Below are 18,757 nucleotides of genomic sequence, written 5' to 3'. Positions count from 1 at the left end.
AAGCGCCTGACTATCGCACGCTGTTCAGCAATCTTTCCGATCAGGATGGTGGCGCGATTGTCACCCAACTGACGCAGATGAACGTTCCCTATCGTTTTACAGAGGGAAGCGGTGCTATAGAAGTTCCTGCCGATAAAGTCCACGAACTGCGCTTACGTCTGGCGCAGCAAGGCCTGCCGAAAGGCGGCGCCGTTGGTTTTGAACTGCTGGATCAGGAAAAGTTTGGTATCAGCCAGTTTAGCGAGCAGGTCAACTACCAGCGTGCGCTGGAAGGTGAATTAGCCCGTACCATTGAAACGCTGGGACCGGTAAAACGCGCCCGCGTGCATCTGGCAATGCCTAAACCGTCGCTGTTTGTGCGTGAGCAAAAAGCGCCTTCGGCCTCCGTGACCGTGAATCTTGAGCCGGGGCGCGCACTGGATGAAGGTCAAATCAGTGCAGTTACGCATCTGGTTTCCAGCGCTGTCGCCGGGTTACCGCCGGGCAACGTTACGCTGGTCGACCAGGCGGGTCATCTGCTAACTCAGTCGAACACCAGCAGCCGCGATCTTAACGATGCGCAGTTGAAATACGCCAGCGATGTCGAAGGCCGCGTTCAACGCCGTATCGAATCGATCCTGTCGCCGATTGTCGGCAACGGTAACGTACATGCGCAGGTCACCGCGCAGCTGGATTTTGCTAATAAAGAGCAAACCGAAGAACAGTACCGTCCAAACGGTGATGATTCCCAGGCCGTGCTGCGTTCACGCCAGTTAAACGTCAGTGAGCAGATCGGTAGCGGAGCGCCGGGCGGCGTACCGGGCGCGTTGTCCAATCAACCAGCACCGGCGAATACCGCGCCAATCGCCAACCCTCCGGCTAATCAGCAAAATGCGCAAACCACGCAGACGGCAAATAACAGCAATAATGCCGGTCCACGCAGTACGCAGCGCAATGAAACCAGCAATTATGAAGTCGACCGTACCATTCGCCACACCAAAATGAACGTCGGCGATGTGCAGCGTCTCTCGGTGGCTGTGGTGGTCAACTATAAAACGTTGCCGGACGGCAAACCACTGCCGTTAACCGCCGATCAGATGAAACAGATTGAGGACCTGACCCGCGAAGCGATGGGCTTCTCCGACAAACGTGGCGATACCCTGAACGTGGTGAACTCTCCGTTCACGGCGACCGACGATTCCATTGGCGAGCTGCCGTTCTGGAAACAGCCGTTCTTTATTGATCAGTTGATGACCGCAGGCCGTTGGTTGCTGGTTCTGCTTGTTGCCTGGATCCTGTGGCGCAAAGCTGTTCGCCCGCAGTTGGTTCGCCGCAGCGAAGAAGCAAAAGCGGTACAAGAACAAACGCGGATCCGTCAGGAAACCGAAGAAGCGGTAGAAGTTCGCCTCAGCAAAGACGAGCAGACCCAGCAGCGTCGTACGAATCAGCGTCTGGGTGCAGAAGTGATGAGCCAGCGTATTCGTGAAATGTCAGATAACGATCCGCGCGTCGTGGCGCTGGTCATTCGCCAGTGGATGAGTAACGATCATGAGTAATGCCCTTACCGGTACCGATAAAAGCGTCATCCTGCTGATGACCATTGGCGAAGATCGCGCTGCTGAGGTGTTTAAACACCTTTCCACGCGCGAAGTTCAGGCGCTGAGTACAGCGATGGCGAACGTACGCCAGATCTCCAACAAACAGTTGACGGAAGTGCTGGCCGAATTTGAGCAAGAAGCAGAACAGTTTGCCGCGCTGAATATCAACGCCAACGAATATCTGCGCTCCGTGCTGGTGAAAGCGCTGGGCGAGGAACGCGCCTCCAGCCTGCTGGAAGATATTCTGGAAACCCGCGATACCACCAGCGGCATTGAAACGCTCAACTTTATGGAGCCGCAAAGCGCCGCCGACCTTATCCGCGACGAGCATCCGCAGATTATCGCCACCATTCTGGTGCACCTCAAACGGGGCCAGGCCGCCGATATTCTGGCGCTGTTCGACGAGCGTTTACGTCACGACGTGATGCTGCGTATCGCCACCTTCGGCGGCGTACAGCCTGCCGCGCTGGCAGAACTGACCGAGGTACTGAACGGTCTGCTCGATGGCCAGAACCTCAAGCGCAGCAAAATGGGCGGCGTGAGAACGGCGGCAGAAATTATCAACCTGATGAAAACCCAGCAGGAAGAAGCGGTTATCACCGCCGTACGCGAGTTCGACGGCGAACTGGCGCAGAAAATTATCGACGAGATGTTCCTGTTCGAAAACCTGGTGGACGTCGACGATCGCAGTATCCAGCGCCTGCTGCAGGAAGTGGATTCCGAATCGCTGCTGATTGCGCTGAAAGGTGCCGAACAACCGCTACGCGAGAAGTTCCTGCGCAACATGTCGCAACGTGCTGCCGACATTCTGCGCGACGACCTCGCCAACCGCGGCCCGGTACGTTTGTCGCAGGTGGAAAACGAACAGAAAGCGATTCTGCTTATTGTGCGTCGTCTGGCGGAAACCGGCGAGATGGTGATCGGCAGCGGCGAGGATACCTATGTCTAACGAACTGCCGTGGAAAGTCTGGACTCCGGACGATCTCGCCCCACCGATGGCAGAGTTCGTGCTGGCCGACCACAGCGAAACGCCGCTGTCCGAAGAGACGGAAGAACCCGAGCTTTCCGCAGAGCAACAGCTTGAACAACAGCTCGCACAGCTGCAAATGCAGGCCCATGAGCAAGGGTATAACGCGGGGCTGGCGGAAGGTCGACAAAAGGGTCATGAACAAGGCTATCAGGAAGGTCTGAGCCAAGGGCTGGAGCAAGGCCAGAACCAGGCGCGCGCGCAGCATGCGCCGATTCATGCCCGTATGCAGCAGTTGGTGAGCGAGTTTCAGAATACGCTGGACGCACTGGACAGCGTCATTGCCTCGCGCCTGATGCAAATGGCGCTGGAAGCTGCGCGTCAGGTGATTGGTCAGACGCCTATCGTGGATAACGCTGCGCTGATTAAGCAGATCCAACAGTTATTGCAACAGGAACCGCTGTTTAGCGGTAAACCGCAGCTGCGCGTACATCCGGACGATCTCCAGCGTGTTGAGGAGATGCTCGGTGCCACTCTCAGCCTGCACGGCTGGCGGCTGCGCGGCGATCCCACGCTGCATCACGGCGGTTGTAAAGTCTCAGCCGACGAAGGCGATCTGGATGCCAGCGTCGCCACACGCTGGCAAGAACTCTGCCGTCTGGCAGCGCCGGGAGTCGTGTAATGACCACTCGCCTGACTCGCTGGCTCAATACGCTGGACAACTTCGAAGAGAAAATGTCGCTGCTGCCTGCGGTGCGTCGTTACGGTCGTCTGACCCGCGCCACCGGGCTGGTGCTGGAAGCCACGGGGTTACAGCTGCCGCTGGGTGCCACCTGCGTCATTGAACGCCAGGACGGCAACGAAACCCAGGAAGTCGAAAGTGAAGTCGTGGGCTTTAACGGTCAACGTCTGTTTCTGATGCCGCTCGAAGAGGTCGAAGGCGTTCTGCCCGGCGCGCGCGTATACGCGAAGAACATTGCCGGAGAAGGTCTGCAAAGCGGGAAGCAATTACCGCTTGGCCCTGCTCTGCTGGGTCGGGTGCTGGACGGTAGCGGCAAACCGCTCGACGGACTGCCCGCCCCGGATACCACCGAAACCGGCGCGCTGATTACACCGCCGTTTAACCCGCTGCAACGTACCGCAATAGAACACGTCCTGGATACCGGTGTACGCCCCATCAACGCGTTGTTAACCGTAGGTCGCGGCCAGCGTATGGGGCTTTTCGCAGGTTCCGGCGTCGGTAAAAGCGTCCTGCTCGGCATGATGGCGCGCTATACCCAGGCCGATGTCATCGTCGTGGGCCTGATTGGCGAACGTGGCCGTGAAGTTAAAGATTTTATTGAAAATATTCTCGGCGCTGACGGTCGCGCACGCTCGGTAGTGATTGCCGCTCCGGCGGACGTCTCGCCGCTGTTACGTATGCAAGGCGCGGCCTACGCCACGCGCATCGCCGAAGATTTCCGCGATCGCGGACAGCACGTATTGCTGATTATGGATTCCCTCACCCGCTATGCGATGGCGCAACGTGAGATAGCCCTGGCAATAGGCGAGCCACCGGCAACCAAAGGTTATCCGCCGTCAGTATTCGCCAAATTACCGGCGCTGGTTGAACGTGCCGGGAACGGTATTCACGGCGGCGGTTCAGTCACCGCGTTTTATACGGTACTGACCGAGGGTGACGACCAGCAGGACCCGATTGCCGATTCCGCGCGCGCGATTCTGGACGGTCACATTGTGCTGTCTCGTCATCTGGCCGAGGCGGGTCACTATCCGGCCATCGATATTGAAGCCTCGATCAGCCGCGCCATGACCGCGCTCATTAGTGAAAAACACTACGCACGGGTGCGCAACTTTAAACAGTTGCTGTCCAGCTTCCAGCGTAACCGCGATCTGGTTAGCGTGGGGGCGTATGCCAAAGGCAGCGATCCGATGCTGGATAAAGCCATCGCCTTATGGCCACAGCTGGAAGCGTTCTTACAGCAAGGCATCTTTGAACGGGCTGACTGGGAAGATTCTCTACAAGCTTTAGAACTGATTTTCCCTGGTGTGTGATTAAGCAGGAGAGCATAGGTCATGGCACAACATGGTGCGTTAGCAACACTGAAAGACCTGGCTGAAAAAGAGGTAGATGACGCCGCTGTCTTATTAGGAGAGATGCGTCGTGGCTGTCAGCAGGCGGAAGAACAGTTAAAAATGCTGATCGATTATCAGCATGAGTATCGCAACAATCTGAATACCGATATGGGCCAGGGTATTACAAGCAATCGCTGGATTAACTACCAGCAATTCATTCAGACGCTGGAAAAAGCGATTGAGCAACACCGCCAACAGCTCAATCAGTGGACGCAAAAAGTGGACATGGCTTTGAACAGTTGGCGCGACAAAAAACAACGATTACAGGCGTGGCAGACGTTGCAGGACAGACAAACCTCGGCGGCGTTACTGGCCGAAAACCGTCTGGATCAGAAAAAAATGGATGAATTTGCTCAGCGCGCAGCTATGAGGAAACCCGAATGATTACTTTACCCCAACTGATTACCACCGACACCGACGTAGCCGCAGGTCTTCAGTCAGGCAAAGCGGTAGATTCACCCGAGGATTTTTTAGCGCTGCTGGCTGGCGCATTAGGTGCGGGCGACGCGCAGGGTAAAGACGCACCTCTGTCGCTTGCCGACTTACAGGCGGCCAGCAGTAAGCTGCAAAAAGGGTTACTGCAAAAAAATGGCGATGCCGCACAGTCGGTCAAATTAACCGATCTGTTGGCGCAACAGGAGCTACAAACCGAGGCTTCTCTTGCCGACATGACAGACGCTCAGCAACTGTTGTCTGCTCTCACACCTTCACTGAAAGCTAATGCCCTGACGACGCTGGGCAAAGTCGCTCAGCAGGACGAAAAAAACACCTCGCTGAGTGATGACGATCTCGCCAACCTAAGCGCGTTGTTCGCCATGCTACCAGGACAACCACTGGCTACGCCTGCCGTCGACAGCGCACCAGCCCCGGTTGATGCCACTCTTTCGGTGTTGTCACGTGGCGCGGTACACGGCGCGACGACTGATAAAGCAGACGAATTGCTGCCGGGTGATGCCAAAAAAGGTAAAGCGGATGTCACACTTGCTGGCGGTGGTGCTAATCAGGCAAACAATCCAACACTAACCCCGCTGACGGCGGCGGCGAACGCCAGAGCTGAAATCGACAGCACCCCGTCACCGACCAGCATTGGCATGACTGCGGCCCCGCTAAGTGGTCCACAAACACACGCACAACCGTTACCGACGGCCACGCCGGTGTTAAGCGCTCCGTTAGGTAGCCATGAATGGCAGCAATCGCTGAGCCAGCACGTCACATTGTTCACGCGCCAGGGCCAGCAAAGCGCAGAACTTCGTCTGCATCCGCAGGACCTGGGTCAGGTACATATTTCCCTCAAGCTGGACGACAACCTCGCGCAGTTGCAAATGGTATCACCGCACAGTCACGTGCGCGCCGCACTGGAAGCCGCATTACCGATGCTGCGTACGCAGTTGGCTGAAAGCGGAATTCAACTGGGGCAAAGCAACATCAGCAGTGAAAGCTTCGCTGGCCATCAGCAGTCTTCCGGGCAGCAACAGCAGGCTGGTCGCGCTCAAGGACAAGACATTTTTGCCGCTGAAGATGACGCAATACTGGCAACCCCAGCCTCGCTGCAAGCCGCTGCCCGCGGCGATGGCGCAGTAGACATCTTCGCCTAACGCCAGAGGTAGCATGATTATCCGCGTCTTTTCCACGCTTTGTCGTGGACAGGACACGGGATAATCAGCCCATAAGCTGTACCGAAACAGGAAGCCCGTATCTGATGACTGACTCCGCGATTAACAAAAAAAGTAAACGCGCTATTTGGATCCCTCTGCTGGTATTAATTACCCTCGCCGCCTGCGCAACTGCGGGTTATAGCTACTGGCGCATGCAGCAGCAGCCGTCCGCCAGCGTCAAAGCGGAACCGCCTCCACCGCCAGCCCCGGTATTCTTTGCGCTGGATACCTTTACCGTCAATCTGGGTGATGCAGATCGTGTGCTGTATATCGGTATCACGCTGCGCATGAAAGATGAGGCGACACGTTCACGTCTTAACGAATATCTGCCGGAAGTGCGCAGCCGCTTGTTGCTGCTGTTCTCTCGTCAGAATGCAGCCACACTCGCCACCGAGGAAGGTAAGCAACAGCTGATTACCGCCATCAAAGAGACGCTGGCGACTCCGCTCGTTGTTGGGCAGCCGAAACAGGTTGTCACCGACGTTCTTTATACAGCTTTTATTCTGCGGTAAAGACATGGGCGACAGTATTCTTTCTCAGGCTGAAATCGACGCATTGCTCAACGGCGATAGCGAAACCAAAGACGAACCCATTTCAGGTATCGCAAAAGAAAGCGATATTCGTCCTTATGATCCCAACACTCAGCGTCGCGTGGTACGTGAGCGTTTACAGGCGTTGGAGATCATTAACGAACGCTTTGCGCGCCAGTTCCGAATGGGATTATTTAACCTGTTGCGCCGTAGCCCGGATATTACCGTGGGTGCGATCCGTATCCAGCCATACCATGAATTTGCGCGCAACTTACCGGTTCCGACCAACCTGAACTTAATCCACCTGAAGCCGCTGCGCGGTACGGGTCTGGTGGTGTTCTCACCGAGTCTGGTATTTATCGCCGTAGACAACCTGTTTGGCGGTGACGGTCGTTTCCCGACGAAAGTCGAAGGTCGCGAATTTACGCACACGGAACAGCGCGTTATCAACCGCATGCTTAAGCTGGCGCTGGAAAGCTACAGCGACGCTTGGAAGGCCATCAACCCGCTGGAAGTGGAATACGTCCGTTCGGAGATGCAGGTGAAATTTACCAATATCACCACCTCTCCGAACGACATTGTGGTGAACACCCCGTTCCACGTTGAAATTGGCAACCTGACCGGTGAATTTAACATCTGTCTGCCATTCAGCATGATTGAACCGTTGCGTGAGCTGCTGGTGAATCCGCCGCTGGAAAACTCACGTAATGAAGATCAGAACTGGCGCAATAATCTGGTGCGTCAGGTTCAGCATTCTGAGCTGGAGCTGGTGGCAAACTTTGCCGACATTCCGCTGCGGCTATCCCAGATTTTAAAACTGAAACCCGGCGATGTACTGCCGATTGAAAAACCCGACCGCATTATTGCTCATGTGGACGGCGTGCCTGTGCTGACCAGCCAGTATGGCACCGTAAACGGTCAGTATGCGTTACGCGTAGAACATCTGATAAACCCGATTTTGAATTCGCTGAATGAGGAACAGCCCAAATGAGTGATATGAATAATCCGTCCGATGAGAACACTGGCGCATTGGACGATCTGTGGGCTGACGCGTTAAACGAGCAAAAAACCACGCCCACCAAAAGTGCGGCCGATGCGGTATTCCAGCAGTTAGGTGGCGGCGACGTCAGCGGTGCTTTGCAGGACATCGACCTGATCATGGACATTCCGGTCAAGCTGACCGTCGAACTGGGCCGTACCCGCATGACCATCAAAGAGCTGCTGCGTCTGACGCAGGGTTCGGTTGTCGCACTGGATGGTCTGGCAGGCGAACCGCTGGATATTCTGATCAACGGTTATCTGATTGCCCAGGGCGAAGTCGTCGTAGTTGCGGATAAATACGGTGTGCGTATCACTGACATTATCACCCCGTCTGAACGTATGCGCCGCCTGAGCCGTTAATCATGAATACCCAGGCTACCGTTTCTCAACCCGCCGCCGTTCCCGGCTCACCGCTGGTGCAGGTAAGCGGCGCGCTGCTCGGGATCATCGTCTTGATCCTGGCGGCAGCTTGGGTCATTAAACGTCTGGGGTTTGCCCCCAAAAGTGCCGGTACGCGCGGGCTGAAAGTCACGGCCAGTACCTCACTGGGTCCACGTGAGCGCGTGGTGATTGTCGAGGTCGAAGATGCCCGTTTGGTACTGGGCGTCACAGCCTCGCAGATTAACGTCCTGCACACCCTGCCCCCGGCACCTGCCGATGCAGAAGAAAAAACGGCCTCCCCTGCGGATTTCCAGGCCATGATGAAGAGTTTGCTGAAGCGTCCTGGGAGATCCTGATGCGCCGTTTGTTATCCCTTACGCTGGCAGGCTTGTGGCTTTTCAGCCCCGTTGCCCTCGCCCAACTCCCGGGTCTGGTCAGTCAGCCTTTGCCGGGCGGCGGACAAAACTGGACGTTACCCGTGCAGACGCTGGTGTTCATCACCTCGCTGACGTTCCTGCCTGCAATTTTGCTGATGATGACCAGCTTCACCCGCATCATCATCGTTTTTGGTCTACTGCGAAATGCGCTGGGTACCCCCTCAGCACCACCTAACCAGGTGCTCCTGGGCCTGACGCTCTTTTTGACCTTTTTCATCATGTCGCCGGTGATCGATAAAATCTACGTTGACGCATACCAACCGTTCAGCGAAGAGAAGATCTCCATGCAGGAAGCCATGGAGAAAGGCGCCCAGCCGCTGCGTGAGTTTATGTTGCGCCAGACCCGTGAAGCCGATCTGGCACTCTTCGCGCGCTTAGCAAACAGCGGTCCGTTACAGGGACCAGAAGCCGTGCCGATGCGAATTTTGCTGCCCGCTTATGTCACCAGTGAGCTGAAAACAGCATTCCAGATAGGCTTTACCATTTTTATTCCGTTTCTGATTATCGACCTGGTGATCGCCAGCGTGTTGATGGCGCTCGGGATGATGATGGTCCCGCCCGCCACAATCGCGTTGCCGTTCAAGCTGATGCTGTTTGTGTTGGTAGACGGTTGGCAGCTACTTGTCGGCTCGCTGGCACAAAGCTTTTACAGTTAGAGGCGCGAAATGACTCCTGAATCGGTCATGATGATGGGCACAGAGGCGATGAAAGTCGCCCTGGCCCTTGCTGCGCCTTTGCTGTTGGTCGCTCTCATCACGGGTCTTATCATCAGTATTCTGCAGGCGGCGACCCAGATTAACGAAATGACGCTGTCCTTCATCCCCAAAATTGTCGCGGTGTTTATTGCCATTATCGTTGCTGGCCCGTGGATGCTTAACCTGCTGCTCGACTACGTGCGTACGCTGTTCAGCAATATCCCCTATATCATCGGGTAGACAACGTTATGTTGCAGGTGTCCAGCGTTGAGTGGCTCCACTGGCTGAATTTATACTTCTGGCCTTTGTTGCGCATACTGGCGCTCATCTCAACGGCCCCCATCCTCAGTGAACGAGCCATCCCCAAACGGGTAAAGCTGGGGCTGGGGTTGATGATTACCGTCGTTATCGCTCCATCGATTCCCGCCGTTGACGTCCCCATCTTTTCTGTTGGCGCGCTTTGGCAGGCAATGCAACAAATCCTGATCGGTATCGCATTAGGCTTCACCATGCAGTTTGCGTTTGCCGCAGTACGTACCGCCGGGGAATTAATTGGCCTGCAAATGGGCCTTTCCTTCGCGACGTTCTTCGATCCCGGTAGCCGTCTGAATATGCCGGTTCTGGCACGACTGATCGACATGCTCGCCATGCTGCTGTTCCTCACCTTTAACGGCCATTTATGGCTGATTTCGCTGCTGGTAGATACTTTTCATACTCTGCCCATCGGCGGCAATCCGGTGAACAGCAATGCGTTTCTCGCGCTGGCACGGGCGGGCAGCCTGATTTTCCTCAACGGGCTAATGCTGGCCCTGCCGGTAATGACGCTGCTGCTCACGCTGAACCTTGCACTTGGTTTGTTAAATCGCATGGCACCACAGCTGTCGGTTTTCGTCATCGGCTTTCCTCTCACTCTGACCGTAGGTATTTCACTAATGGCGGCGCTAATGCCATTAATTGCGCCATTCTGCGAACGATTATTCAGTGAAATTTTTAATTTACTGGCCGATATCGTCAGCGAAATGCCTGGAAAATAATAACCCTTACTTTTTATCCTGTTTTACTAAGGATTGTCCTAAATTTAAAAAGTAACAACATCCACCAGGATATCTCTGTCGCGGCTTATTTGTTTTTGTCTCACTCACATAACGCAACATTCACATTACTTTAAGATGTTTCCTGGCAAATTATACGCAACTTTACGGGATAGTAAATTCGCCTGAAAAACAGCGAAAGCGTCATCTTGGGTCGTTATTATTCCGTTTAGTTGTGATGAAATAATCAGGTAAGGGGAATTATCGTTACGCATTGAGTGAGGGTATGCCATGTCAACGATTATTATGGATTTATGCAGTTACACCCGACTAGGGTTAACCGGATATCTGGTAAGTCGGGGAGTGAAAAAAAGGGAAATCAACAACATTTCCAACGTTGATGAACTCAGTCTCGCCTGTGTCTCTCAACAACCCGCTGTGGTGTTTATTAATGAGGACTGCTTTATCCACGATCCTGCTAATAGCCAGCAAATAAAGCAAATCATTAATCAGCATCCCAGCACATTATTTATTGTGTTTATGGCAATTGCCAACGTGCATTTTGATGAATATCTACTCGTCAGAAAAAATTTATTGATTAGTTCTAAATCGATTAAACCTGACTCACTGGATAAACTACTTGGCGATATTCTGAAAAAGGAAGTAGATATTGCTATTGATGTGAATCTGCCGACATTATCATTAAGTCGAACCGAATCCAGCATGCTGCGTATGTGGATGGAGGGTCAGGGAACAATACAGATATCAGATCAAATGAATATCAAAGCCAAGACGGTGTCATCCCATAAGGGGAATATAAAACGAAAGATTAAAACGCATAATAAGCAAGTTATCTATCACGTTGTAAGGCTTACGGATAACGTCACCAATGGTATCTTTGTGAATATGCGCTAAGACGTTCTGACTGGTGGCGACTCCACCAGTCAGAATCAAACAGCGAAACTCATCTCACTCCACTTTTTCCACAAAGATACCATCCTGATGACCTGATTCATTAAAGAACCAGATACCGAGCGGGTAGTCTTCCAGCGAAACCAGGTACATGGTGCCTTCACTAAACTCTTCGATTGCCAGTACCACGCCCGGTCGACGAGGACCGCCGTCCGTTTTGACTGTAACCCGATCATTCACCTTCATAGTTTTCCTCCTGTGGCTTTGTGCCAGTGTAGAACAAATTCCTTTTTCTGGCAGCGCTGTGCACGCGCGATTGCGGGTTTTATCGACGGTCTATACTTAAGTTGTGCGTATCTGATGTTTGGGTACGCTCCCCCGGTATCCTTAACGGTTGAGAGGTATGAGGATGAAAACCGCGAAAGAGTACAGCGATACGGCCAAACGTGAAGTCAGCGTCGATGTCGACGCGCTGCTAAAGGCAATCAACGAAATCTGCGAGAGTGAAATTCATCGCAGCCAGGATGACCCGGAGCGCGTCAGCGTTGACGGGCGTGATTACCATACATGGCATGAACTGGCCGATGCGTTCGAGCTTGATATCCATGACTTTAGCGTGTCGGAGATCAATCGCTGACTGAGGGCGAAAAAAATCCCGGCCCTTATCGGGTCGGGATCAAGCTTGCTTATGCAAGAAGCACTTGTAAATTCGTTACACCAGAAAATCTGATGTGAACCAAACCTTATCTGCAATTTTTTTGCCTGACAAGTAAATAATTCTCACCGGAATGATAAATATAACTAATGGGTGAGAGATCACCAGGTTACGGTCGAGCCAAATGTTCAGGCATCCTGGGAGAGCTGTCTTCGCTCGCCAGGCACCACCAGTTCATCTTCACGGAATGCTTCCCGTTTAACGCCAAAGCCGTCGTACCAGCGACACTCCACCATTCCGCTGGCATACCCGGTAACGATCATACGTGGGCCACCCTCTTTGGAGGTGACTTCCTCACTGACAGAAAAGACCATACCTGCCTCCTGTATCAAGAGAAACCTTTACACCTTAGATGACAAGGAGGCGTTTTGCGTAATCAGTCCTGTAACAATTAGTGCGAAATCCCGCGCACTCTGGCGACAGCTTTTACCAGCAGAACGACAATCCCACCGATGATAAAGCCGAGCACCAGGTTAAGCAGGGTCGGAAGCATTAGCGAAATCAATGTACTTTGCTGCTGAGCAAAATGTTCAATCGCATGATGCAGCGGCGATATTCCGTGTACCACAATGCCGCCTCCCACCAAAAACATCGCCAGTGTGCCGACCACAGAAAGTGTTTTCATAAGCCAGGGGGCAACCACCAGTAACCCTTTGCCCAACGACTGGGCAAGCAGGCTACGCTTTTCTGCCAACCAGTACCCAATGTCGTCAAGCTTAACGATAATCCCGACCAGGCCATACACGCCCACGGTCACCACTAACGCGATACCTGATAGCACCAACACCTGATTCAGCAAGGGTGCGTCCGCTACAATACCCAGCGTAATTGCGACAATCTCGGCAGACAAAATGAAGTCGGTACGTATTGCCCCTTTGATTTTATCTTTCTCAAAGGTGAGTGGATCCTGTGCGGCCAGAGCAGCCAGACGCTGCTGACGTTCTTCCGGAGTTTCTTTGTGCTTCCGCGCCTCCAGGGTATGCAGAACCTTTTCCACCCCTTCAAAACAGAGAAACGCCCCGCCTACCATTAATAAGGGGGTGATCGCCCAGGGAATAAATGCGCTTATCAATAGCGCCAACGGCACCAGAATAACTTTGTTAACAAACGATCCTTTCGCCACACTCCAGACCACCGGGAGTTCGCGGTTCGCCCGCACGCCCGACACCTGCTGCGCATTAAGCGACAGATCATCCCCCAGCACGCCCGCGGTTTTTTTCGCGGCCAGTTTTCCCATCACTGAGATATCATCCAGCAGCGTGGCGATATCATCGAGTAAGGTCAGTAAGCTACTTCCTGCCAAAATTTTCACCCTCAATATTATTTTTTTGCAGTCATAAGTATGAAGTAAAACACGCCATGCTGAAACTGACCTTTCTGGTCAACAAGTTTTTAACATCAACACGTAATTATAAATCTCGCCAGTAAGATAGTTTTGACGTTTACTATGTTGCACCTTTTTATTTCCACCGTGAGGGATTATGCGTTTCAGGCAATTGTTACCGCTTTTCAGTGCGCTATTCGCGCTGTACATCATTTGGGGTTCCACGTACTTCGTTATTCGCATTGGTGTTGAAAGCTGGCCGCCGTTAATGATGGCAGCCGTACGTTTTCTCTCCGCGGGAATTTTATTAACAAGTTTCTTACTTATTCGTGGGCATAAGCTGCCCCCCTTACGCCTAATCCTGAACGCCGCGTTAATTGGTATCCTGCTGCTGGCTGTGGGTAATGGTCTGGTCACCGTCGCAGAACACCAAAATGTCCCTTCCGGTATTGCCGCCGTGGTGGTCGCCACCGTCCCGTTATTTACGCTGTGTTTTAGCCACTTTTTTGGCATCAAAACGCGCAAGCTGGAATGGTTGGGGATAGCGATTGGGCTAGCAGGGATCATCATGCTGAACAGCGGGGGCAATTTAAGTGGCAATCCGTGGGGCGCTATTTTAATCCTGATCGGTTCAATAAGCTGGGCGTTTGGCTCGGTATACGGTTCACGCATTACGCTACCCGTTGGCATGATGGCCGGAGCCATTGAAATGTTAGCCGCCGGTATTGTGCTGATGTGCGCATCGCTACTCTCCGGGGAAAAACTGACCACCATGCCAACATTTTCAGGCTTTATGGCGGTGGCTTACCTGGCCCTGTTTGGCTCCATTATTGCCATTAATGCGTATATGTTCCTGATCCGCAATGTCAGCCCGGCGCTAGCCACCAGCTATGCCTACGTCAATCCGGTTGTTGCCGTGCTGTTAGGTACCGGTCTGGGGGGTGAAAGACTGGCCCCTATCGAATGGCTGGCGCTCGGCGTGATCGTGTTTGCTGTGGTGCTGGTAACGTTGGGGAAATACCTGTTCCCTGTTAAAGCGGATGCCGTTGCTACCCCGTCGGAAAAAACGTTACAGTAAATGAATACCGCGTGTGTCGATCTGCGCGGTGTCGCCACCGCCGCAGATCCACTCGATGACACGTTCAGATAACGCTTCATCGTCCAGCTTTTCGCGACCACGCAGGGCGCACTCCCAGACAATCAGTACGCGCCAGCCCAGAACCTGCAACTTTTCACAATCCCGCGCATCGCGCTGGACATTTTTGCCTATTTTTTCCAGCCAGAATTCCGTTCGTGTCGCGGGGACTTTAAACAAATAGCAATCGTGGTGGTGCCAGAAACAGCCATGAGTAAAAATCACACAATGATAATCATCCACCACAAAATCAGGGCGACCGGGTAACGTCGCATCCTGCACGCGAAACGTTACCCCCTGCTCTTTCAGCACGCTGGCAAGGCGTTTTTCAATTGCGGTATCGCGGGTAGCTATCGCCCGCATATTTTTACTGCGTGTTGCTTTATCGTGAACGTCTGCCACGCTGGTTCTCTTTCTCGCGAATAGCAACTGCCTGCCTGATTTTCGGCTCCAGCAGCCTGGCCACCGCCGCAAATGCCGGAACGACCACCGAATTACCAAACTGGCGATAAGCCTGGGTATCCGACACAGGGATCCTGAACTGATAGCCCTGCGGAGATTCAAACCCCATCAGACGCGCGCACTCTCTGGGCGTAAGTCTGCGTGGGCGGTGGCGCTGATTCTGCGGATCGTCAAAATCTTTCTCACCCAGCGCCATATCCCAACCACGGTCAATCAGGATCTCCGCCCCATCCTTATAATAACGCGCAGATAACGTGCGCGTTACGCAATCAGGGTTACCGGGATACACCATGCCATAGCCAAATCCATTGCCCCGCGCCTGATGCTTTTTCGCATAGCGATAGAGGTATTTCCACAACACCGGCGTCAGTACATATTTCGCATCGACGGTCGGCTCAAGCAGTTCCGCCAGCGTGGTACGCCGCGGCGGATAACGCGTGACAATATCCCGCAGCGTGAAGTCTGATTTCAAATTCAGATCGCGTCGGAAGCCGACAAGCACGATACGTTCTCGATGCTGAGGCAAAAAATGTTGCCCATCGATAATTTTCGGATCGTCCGGGCCGTTATCCGCCGCATCCGCTACGTCATAACCCAGCTCGTCCAGCGTTTGCATAATGATGCGAAACGTTTTGCCCTGATCGTGACTCTTCAGGTTTTTGACGTTTTCGAGCACAAATATGGCGGGCCGACGCGCATCGATAATGCGCACCACGTCAAAAAATAGCGTGCCTTGCGTATCACAGGCGAAACCATGTGCCCGCCCTAACGCATTTTTCTTTGATACACCAGCCAGAGAAAATGGCTGACAAGGGAATCCGGCTAACAGCACGTCATGTTCAGGAACATGCTGGCGAATATGTTCTGCCGCCTGCTGGTCACTCACCCCATCGTGATGGCTGAGTGTGATATCACGAATATCTTCATTAAAGTTGTGCTGGAGCGGATCGCAGTAGTTGTTCGCTTTATAGGTGCGCACCGCATGCTTGTTCCACTCACTGGTAAACACGCACTGCCCGCCAATCGCTTCAAAGCCGCGACGAATGCCGCCAATACCGGCAAAAAGATCGATAAAGCGAAAGGCATAATGCGGATGATGCGCAGGTGGTTTCGGCAACAAAGTATTCAGATGAATGAGCTCGCGGTCGCTGAGGCGATGCCATGTTTCATTAGCAACCACTCGTTTAAAAATGGCCGGGCTCCAGCGGTTCTCGCCAACGCCATTCAGATGAGCAACCAGCGTTTTCACGTCATATATTTCAAGCAACTTGGCCAACATCACCTGCACGTCGGTCTCGTTTTCATCTGTCATCGGGTTCATGGAGCCTGCTACTGAAAAATTATCCTGCATACATTTAACCGGCAGAAATGGATAACCGACAGATTAACATAAATTAGCACGGTTGACGTTTCAGCCGTATTGACGACTAGCGCGCTTTAAAGGGTTGAATCGCGTCAAGATCCAGCATTTCGTATTCTCCTTTTAACTCCGCACTCAGCTTCGCCATATACGTCAGTAAAAAATCCGCATTATGTTGTGCCAAATGCCTCCCTTGTTCGGTTTGCATCGTCAACGGCAACGTCAATAACTTGGTCTGGAAGTGATCGAGCGCGTACTGTTTATCGTCAAGGCTACGCTTTCGGGCAAACGGATCTTCCGCATCAAACAGCGCAACCCCCAACGCCCCTGAAACGGCAAATACGCGCGCTAAACCAATTGCACCCAGCGCCTCAAGCCGGTCTGCATCCTGCACGATTTTCGCTTCAAGGGTTTCTGGCACGATTTTGGCGCTAAAACTGTGCGCCTCAATGGCATGACACACTGCCGATAACCGCTGTTGTGGAAAATCCGGAAAATCGCGCATCAAAACACAACGTGTTTCCTTGGCTGCCAGTACCGACGAACAATGACGCTCAGGATGGTTCTTTGGCAGGCTGACGAGATCGTGGAAGTAGCACGCGGTCAACACCACCAGCCAGTCTACGGTTGCATCTGTACTCAGCTTTTGCGCCGTTATCCACACACGTCGAAAGTGAAAGATGTCATGTGCAGCATCTTGTCCAGAATGGTTATCAGCTAACCAGGCTTCAAATCGCGACTGCCAGTCGTGCAGTTTCATGCTATCTCCCTTTGTAGAAAGAAAATCACCTTAGCAACAATTTTCATTGCAGACCACTGCCCGCCCCATTACATAATCATTTTTTATTATTACACTAAAAACAAAATCCACATAAATTTATAAATCCCACGACGCCAATATCGAAAAATAATTTATATGAATATTAAAAACAAACATCTAAAACAAATAAAATACACATAACAAATAAATAGATAAACACATATAACCAACTGATTAAAAACAATTCACATGGCGAATACCAATGTAATTAACACACACTCATAATTATATAAAGATGCAAAAGAAACATTTTGAAATATTTTAAATACATTTGTTACATGTTATATTTTAAATTAAATGAACTTCATAGATAGTATCCAAATGTAGTCACTCGGATAGTACTACATATTCATTTTAATTATCATGCAAAGGGAATACATAATGAAAAGAAAAGTATTGGCACTGCTTCTCCCTGCTTTATTAGCTGCAGGCGCAGCAAATGCGGCTGAAATCTATAATAAGAACGGCAATAAACTGGATCTGTACGGTAAAGTCGATGGTCTGCGTTATTTCTCTGACGATGCTGACAGCGATGGCGATCAGACCTATGCGCGTCTGGGTTTTAAAGGCGAAACCCAGATCAACGACATGCTGACCGGTTACGGTCAGTGGGAATACAACATCCAGGCTAACGGTACCGAAGGTGAAGGCGCAAATTCCTGGACTCGTCTGGCCTTTGCCGGTTTAGGCTTTGGTGAGAACGGTACCTTCGACTACGGTCGTAACTACGGCGTGGTCTACGACGTAGAAGCCTGGACCGATATGCTGCCGGAATTTGGCGGTGACTCCTACACCCAGACCGACGTGTATATGACCGGTCGTACCAACGGTGTTGCCACCTACCGTAATAAAGGTTTCTTCGGTCAAGTTGATGGTCTGAACTTCGCACTGCAATACCAGGGTAATAATGAAAGTGCAGGAGCAGGCGAAGGTACTGGTAACGGTGAGAACCGTAAACTGTCTAAAGAAAACGGCGACGGTTTCGGTCTGTCAACCTCCTATGACTTCGACTTTGGTTTAAGCCTTGGTGCTGCTTATTCCAGTTCTGACCGTTCTAACAATCAGGTTGCCGCTGGTCGTGGCGATCGTAGCTATGAGAATAAATACGCAGGCGGCGAAACAGCAGATGCCTGGACTATTGGCGCTAAGTATGACGCTAACAACGTTTACCTGGCTGCTATGTATGCAGAAACCCGTAACATGACAGCATACGGTAGCGGAACTTATCAAGATGCTACAGGCAAAGATGTTGCTAAAGGCGGGATCGCTAATAAAACACAGAACTTTGAAGTTGTTGCGCAGTACCAGTTCGACTTCGGTCTGCGCCCTTCCGTCGCTTACCTGCAATCTAAAGGTAGCGATTTAGGTGGTCAGGAAGTGAGTCGTGGTAACTGGCGTTATGTCGACAAAGACCTGGTCAAATATGTTGATGTGGGTGTGACTTACTACTTCAACAAAAACATGTCCACCTATGTCGATTATAAAATCAACCTGCTGGATGAAGACGACAGCTTCTATGAAAGCAATGGTATCGCAACTGACGACATCGTTGCCGTTGGTTTAGTCTACCAGTTCTAATTGA

23 protein-coding genes are annotated in these 18,757 nt (G+C 52.3%); 17 read left to right on the top strand and 6 right to left on the bottom strand.

The annotated features are described in order from the left end of the window. The 14 genes from fliF to rcsA all read left to right on the top strand — a co-directional run. A partial coding sequence (gene fliF, locus FDW94_RS05070; protein WP_137377263.1) for a flagellar basal-body MS-ring/collar protein FliF occupies positions 1–1,535 on the top strand: 1,535 nt, incomplete at its 5' end. Continuing rightward, positions 1,528–2,526, top strand: coding sequence for a flagellar motor switch protein FliG (gene fliG, locus FDW94_RS05065; RefSeq protein ID WP_003030443.1), 999 nt, complete (start codon positions 1,528–1,530; stop codon positions 2,524–2,526). The genes fliF and fliG, both read left to right, overlap by 8 nt. Further along, on the top strand, positions 2,519–3,226 hold the full coding sequence (gene fliH / locus FDW94_RS05060; protein WP_003834049.1) for a flagellar assembly protein FliH: 708 nt from the start codon (positions 2,519–2,521) through the stop codon (positions 3,224–3,226). Before fliG ends, fliH begins: the two co-directional genes overlap by 8 nt. Then, entirely contained in the window at positions 3,226–4,596 is a 1,371-nt protein-coding gene (fliI, locus tag FDW94_RS05055) for a flagellar protein export ATPase FliI (protein WP_003030440.1), read from the top strand. The genes fliH and fliI overlap by 1 nt, the downstream gene beginning before the upstream one ends. Positions 4,597–4,617: 21 nt before the next feature. Then, positions 4,618–5,061 (top strand): flagellar export protein FliJ, encoded by a 444-nt coding sequence (gene fliJ, locus FDW94_RS05050; protein WP_003834052.1) that lies wholly within the window; start codon positions 4,618–4,620, stop codon positions 5,059–5,061. Then, complete coding sequence (gene fliK, locus FDW94_RS05045; protein ID WP_137377238.1) at positions 5,058–6,272, top strand: flagellar hook length control protein FliK; 1,215 nt, start codon at positions 5,058–5,060, stop codon at positions 6,270–6,272. Before fliJ ends, fliK begins: the two co-directional genes overlap by 4 nt. Before the next feature lie 104 nt (positions 6,273–6,376). Continuing rightward, positions 6,377–6,844 carry a flagellar basal body-associated protein FliL gene (gene fliL / locus FDW94_RS05040; protein ID WP_003834054.1) on the top strand — a complete coding sequence of 156 codons (468 nt, stop codon included), beginning with the start codon at positions 6,377–6,379 and terminating at the stop codon, positions 6,842–6,844. Positions 6,845–6,848: 4 nt separating this feature from the next. Then, positions 6,849–7,853 carry a flagellar motor switch protein FliM gene (fliM, locus tag FDW94_RS05035; protein WP_003030434.1) on the top strand — a complete coding sequence of 335 codons (1,005 nt, stop codon included), beginning with the start codon at positions 6,849–6,851 and terminating at the stop codon, positions 7,851–7,853. Next, positions 7,850–8,263, top strand: a complete 414-nt coding sequence (gene fliN / locus FDW94_RS05030; protein ID WP_003030433.1) for a flagellar motor switch protein FliN — start codon at positions 7,850–7,852, stop codon at positions 8,261–8,263. Before fliM ends, fliN begins: the two co-directional genes overlap by 4 nt. Further along, entirely contained in the window at positions 8,263–8,640 is a 378-nt protein-coding gene (gene fliO, locus FDW94_RS05025; protein ID WP_103014243.1) for a flagellar biosynthetic protein FliO, read from the top strand. Before fliN ends, fliO begins: the two co-directional genes overlap by 1 nt. Further along, a complete protein-coding gene (gene fliP, locus FDW94_RS05020; RefSeq protein WP_137377237.1) occupies positions 8,640–9,377 on the top strand; it encodes a flagellar type III secretion system pore protein FliP in 738 nt (245 codons plus the stop codon). Before fliO ends, fliP begins: the two co-directional genes overlap by 1 nt. A 9-nt stretch (positions 9,378–9,386) precedes the next feature. Beyond that, complete coding sequence (gene fliQ, locus FDW94_RS05015) at positions 9,387–9,656, top strand: flagellar biosynthesis protein FliQ (protein WP_008785117.1); 270 nt, start codon at positions 9,387–9,389, stop codon at positions 9,654–9,656. An 8-nt stretch (positions 9,657–9,664) separates the two neighbouring features. Further along, the gene (fliR, locus tag FDW94_RS05010; protein WP_003834057.1) at positions 9,665–10,450 is read left to right on the top strand and encodes a flagellar biosynthetic protein FliR; all 786 of its coding nucleotides are present in this window, start codon (positions 9,665–9,667) and stop codon (positions 10,448–10,450) included. A 288-nt stretch (positions 10,451–10,738) separates the two neighbouring features. Then, positions 10,739–11,362, top strand: coding sequence for a transcriptional regulator RcsA (gene rcsA, locus FDW94_RS05005; RefSeq protein WP_003030421.1), 624 nt, complete (start codon positions 10,739–10,741; stop codon positions 11,360–11,362). 54 nt (positions 11,363–11,416) lie between these two features. Here the strand turns inward: rcsA and dsrB are convergent, their stop codons facing one another. Then, entirely contained in the window at positions 11,417–11,605 is a 189-nt protein-coding gene (gene dsrB, locus FDW94_RS05000; protein WP_003030419.1) for a protein DsrB, read from the bottom strand. 163 nt (positions 11,606–11,768) lie between these two features. Here dsrB and yodD point away from each other — a divergent pair, with 163 nt between their 5' ends. Beyond that, complete coding sequence (gene yodD, locus FDW94_RS04995) at positions 11,769–11,996, top strand: YodD family peroxide/acid resistance protein (RefSeq protein ID WP_003030417.1); 228 nt, start codon at positions 11,769–11,771, stop codon at positions 11,994–11,996. Positions 11,997–12,202: 206 nt separating this feature from the next. Here the strand turns inward: yodD and FDW94_RS04990 are convergent, their stop codons facing one another. Together FDW94_RS04990 and FDW94_RS04985 are read right to left on the bottom strand one after the other, a co-directional pair. Then, positions 12,203–12,388 (bottom strand): DUF2158 domain-containing protein, encoded by a 186-nt coding sequence (locus FDW94_RS04990; protein ID WP_003834060.1) that lies wholly within the window; start codon positions 12,386–12,388, stop codon positions 12,203–12,205. 77 nt (positions 12,389–12,465) lie between these two features. After that, complete coding sequence (locus FDW94_RS04985) at positions 12,466–13,377, bottom strand: DUF808 domain-containing protein (protein ID WP_071445471.1); 912 nt, start codon at positions 13,375–13,377, stop codon at positions 12,466–12,468. 178 nt (positions 13,378–13,555) lie between these two features. Between FDW94_RS04985 and yedA the strand changes: the two genes are divergently transcribed. Beyond that, the gene (yedA, locus tag FDW94_RS04980) at positions 13,556–14,476 is read left to right on the top strand and encodes a drug/metabolite exporter YedA (RefSeq protein ID WP_003834062.1); all 921 of its coding nucleotides are present in this window, start codon (positions 13,556–13,558) and stop codon (positions 14,474–14,476) included. Here the strand turns inward: yedA and FDW94_RS04975 are convergent. The 3 genes from FDW94_RS04975 to FDW94_RS04965 form a co-directional block, all read right to left on the bottom strand. Then, positions 14,468–14,935: a very short patch repair endonuclease gene (locus FDW94_RS04975; RefSeq protein WP_137377236.1), complete on the bottom strand. Its 468-nt coding sequence runs from the start codon at positions 14,933–14,935 to the stop codon at positions 14,468–14,470. The two genes, yedA and FDW94_RS04975, sit on opposite strands and share 9 nt — an antisense overlap. After that, a complete protein-coding gene (locus FDW94_RS04970; RefSeq protein ID WP_165755502.1) occupies positions 14,916–16,316 on the bottom strand; it encodes a DNA cytosine methyltransferase in 1,401 nt (466 codons plus the stop codon). Before FDW94_RS04970 ends, FDW94_RS04975 begins: the two co-directional genes overlap by 20 nt. A gap of 106 nt (positions 16,317–16,422) precedes the next feature. Beyond that, positions 16,423–17,115, bottom strand: coding sequence for a phosphohydrolase (locus FDW94_RS04965; RefSeq protein ID WP_137377235.1), 693 nt, complete (start codon positions 17,113–17,115; stop codon positions 16,423–16,425). A gap of 441 nt (positions 17,116–17,556) precedes the next feature. Between FDW94_RS04965 and ompC the strand changes: the two genes are divergently transcribed. Continuing rightward, positions 17,557–18,753, top strand: a complete 1,197-nt coding sequence (gene ompC / locus FDW94_RS04960; RefSeq protein WP_137377234.1) for a porin OmpC — start codon at positions 17,557–17,559, stop codon at positions 18,751–18,753. Positions 18,754–18,757 lie beyond the last annotated feature (4 nt).

The organism is Citrobacter sp. wls757, from assembly GCF_005280935.1.
Classification (GTDB): domain Bacteria; phylum Pseudomonadota; class Gammaproteobacteria; order Enterobacterales; family Enterobacteriaceae; genus Citrobacter; species Citrobacter portucalensis.
Note: the sequence above shows the minus strand (reverse complement) of the source record. Positions and strands in the feature narration are given on the sequence as shown.